Origin of the sequence: Nitratidesulfovibrio oxamicus (assembly GCF_015731765.1) — a bacterium.
Taxonomy (GTDB): domain Bacteria; phylum Desulfobacterota; class Desulfovibrionia; order Desulfovibrionales; family Desulfovibrionaceae; genus Cupidesulfovibrio; species Cupidesulfovibrio oxamicus.
Genome location: NZ_VRYY01000314.1, coordinates 1 through 3014, shown reverse-complemented (window position 1 = coordinate 3014; position 3014 = coordinate 1). Strand labels below are relative to the sequence as shown.

Annotated in this window: 3 protein-coding genes; all 3 read right to left on the bottom strand. The window is 66.9% G+C overall.

Annotated features, from left to right (window positions below; translation table 11 throughout):
* Positions 1-286 (bottom strand): DmsC/YnfH family molybdoenzyme membrane anchor subunit (locus FVW20_RS11030; RefSeq protein ID WP_231039044.1); only part of this gene is annotated, 286 nt, incomplete at its 3' end.
* A 5-nt stretch (positions 287-291) separates the two neighbouring features.
* Positions 292-858: a 4Fe-4S dicluster domain-containing protein gene (locus FVW20_RS11025; protein ID WP_196609602.1), complete on the bottom strand. Its 567-nt coding sequence runs from the start codon at positions 856-858 to the stop codon at positions 292-294.
* An 11-nt stretch (positions 859-869) separates the two neighbouring features.
* Positions 870-3014, bottom strand: a 2145-nt coding sequence (locus FVW20_RS11020) for a molybdopterin-dependent oxidoreductase (RefSeq protein WP_196609601.1), incomplete at its 5' end; no start/stop codon positions are given.

Sequence of the window (3014 nt, the reverse complement as noted above, 5' to 3'; positions counted from 1 at the left end):
CCGCCAGCAGCAGCGCGCCGGTGGCGCCAAGGGCCAGCCCTTCACGGCTGAGCCACGCCGATTCCAGGTTGGCCAGGGTGCGCACCGCGCCGCCCATGTGGCCCAGATGGAACATGGCGGCGAACGCGCCCAGCGCCAGCAGCACAACGGCCGTCAGCCATGCCGTGCGCGGGGCCTGGGCCATGTCGGACCCGCCGTCTGTGGCCCATTGCCGGGCCGCCGTCAGGGCAACCAGCCCCACGGCGCCCTGGCTGAGCACCGTGAAGATCACGAGGGGAAGTTCCATGGAGTTCATGCGTCGTTCCTCCGTACCTCGCGCGGCTGGCGCGGGGCCTTGAAGCGTGTGGAGGGGTTGAGCCGCTTGGGTTCGGGATAGCCCGCCGGGTACTGCACCCAACCGTCCAGCCGGGCGGTGGAGATGTCCGCGATGGACAGCGCCCCTACCGGGCAGCTGTGCACGCAGGCCGGGTCCAGCCCGGCGTCGATGCGCTGCCAGCACATGCTGCACTTTTCGGCGCGCTTTTCCACGGGGTTCATCCTGGGCGCGCCGTACGGGCACGAACGCACGCAGTTGCCGCAGCCGATGCAGGCGTCCTGGTCGTGCACCACGATGCCGTCCTCGCGCTTGGTGTACGCCTTCACCGGGCACTGTTCGAGACAGACCGGGTTTTCGCAGTGGTTGCAGGCCAGCGAAAGCCACGCCCGTTCGCGGTGGGGGTAGATGGATTCACCCATGGGGTGCACCTGCCGCCACACGATGCCCTTCTGCTGGTGGTACACGTTCTTGCATGCCATGGCGCAGGTGAAGCAGCCGATGCACTTTTCCGTGTCCACGAGGAAACCGAGTTGCTTTTTCATGATTCCCGCTCCTAGACGCGCGCCACGTCGGCAAACTGGTCATGAATGGCCACGCCGGGCGCGCCGGTCTTCCATTCGCCCATGTCGGCGCTTTCCTCGTCCACCAGGTTCTGGCAGTTGTACGTGTTGTTCCGGAACCACGCCTCGTACAGCAGGATGTGGTCGCGCGGCATGTTGCCGGTCAGCCGCGCCCGCAGCCGGGTGGCCCCGGTGCGCGCCTTGACCTCGACCATGTCGCCGTCGCGGATGGAGCGGGCCGCCGCCGTTTCCGGGTGGATGTACACGATGGGTTCCGGGTTGAAGTCTTCCATCCATTCCAGGTTGATGAACTGCGAATGCAGGCCGAACTTGGCGTGCGGGGTCAGCACCCGCAGCGGGCCGAAGGGCTTGCGCCCCGGCACGTACACCGGCAGGGCGTTCAAGCCGTTCCTGGCGCAGATGTCCGACTTGAACTCGTACTTGCCGGAGGGGGTCAGGTACTTGCCGTCGGACCACGCCGGGCCGGGCTTTTGGGCCTTGGCCGGGGCCTTCAGCAGGTCTTCCATGGAGGCTATGCCGAAGTGGTCCTTCATGGCCTGGCCGCATTCGGCCATCAGCAGGGCGCGCGGGTCCGCGTCTGCCGGGAAGGTGCTGAAGCCGGGCGAAAGCTGGTTAAGCCGCGCGGTGAGCAGTTTGGCGATGTCCACCTGGCACTTGGCCTCGTGCAGCGGCTCGATGGCCTTTTCGTTGATGCCCACCCAGCGGTGCCAGTAGCCGGCGTTGGCGTTCCATTCCTCGAACAGGGTGGTCACGGGCAGCACGATGTCGGCCTGCTCCACGGTCTGGTTGAAGAACAGGTCCACCACCACGGTCATTTCCATGCGCGCCAGGGCCTTCAGCATCTTCTGGTGGTCGAATATCTGCGAGACGGGGTTGCACCCGGTGACCCACAACAGGCGCACGGGCGGGTTGTCCGTCGTCAGCAGCATTTCGGCCATCTTGTTGATGTTCAGCATGCGGCGGGCGTTTTTCACGCTGCCGTCGGGCGCGGTGGTCTGCACCCCCACGGACCCTGCGGGCGGCTGGAACGCGCCGTGCGCCCCGGTGAACACGTAGTTCAGCAGGCTGCCGTAGCGCGCGCCGCCACCGGTGACGCCGATGTTGCCGGTCATGGCGCACAGGGCGTCGATGCTGCGGATGGTGGCCCCGCCGTTGGTGTGGCGTTGCAGGCCGTAGCCCATCCAGATCGTGGCGGGTTTCGCCGTGGCGAATTCCTCGGCCACGGCGCGGATATTGTCCGCGGGGATGCCGGTTTCCTTGCTGGCCCATTCCACGGTGACGTTGTCGCGCAGGTAGGCTACGAATTCGTCGTAGCCGCTGGCGTTGGCGGCCAGCCAGTGCTGGTCGGCCAGCCCCTTGTCCAGGATGTGGCGGCACATGCCCAGTGCCAGCGCGCCATCGGTACCGGTACGTATCTGCCAGTATTCGTCGGCCTTGGCGGCCGTCTGGGTGAACACCGGGTCGATGCACAGGATCTTGGCCCCGCGTTCGCGGGCGGCGTAGACGTACTTCATGGAGTGGATGGAACAGTATGCCGGGTTGCCGCCCCACAGGATGACGTAGCGCGATTCTGGCATTTCCTCGGGGTCGTCGGCCAGCATCTTGCCCATGTCGTACGACTGGGCGTCGATGCCCGCGGGCCAGCACGGTGTACCCACCAGCCGGGTGATGTGGCCCATGGAGGCGAACATGCCGTCAGCCACGTTGGGGGTGACGCCCTGGTGCCCGGAGAGGCGGTTCAGCCCCACGCCCAGCAGCGAGCCGTCCTTCTGTTTGCACTCGACGATCTTGCGGGCGATCTTGTCGATGGCCTCGTCCCAGCTCAGGCGCTTCCACTTGCCGGTGCCGCGCCCCTGCTGCTCCATGGGGTACTTGATGCGGTCGGGGCTGTAGGCGCTGCCCACGTACGAGTTGCCCTTCACGCACAGTCCACCCCCGGTGAAGGTGCAGGCGGGGTCGCCTTCCACGAATTCCACACGCCCGTCCTTGACGTGGGACAGCATCATGCAGGTGTCGTAACAGTTGCGCGGGCACACCTGCCGGTGCACGGCATAGCCGCCCGCGTAGCCGCCGCCCTTCAGCGGGGCCGCCTGCGCCGGCCGCAGCAGGCCGCAGGG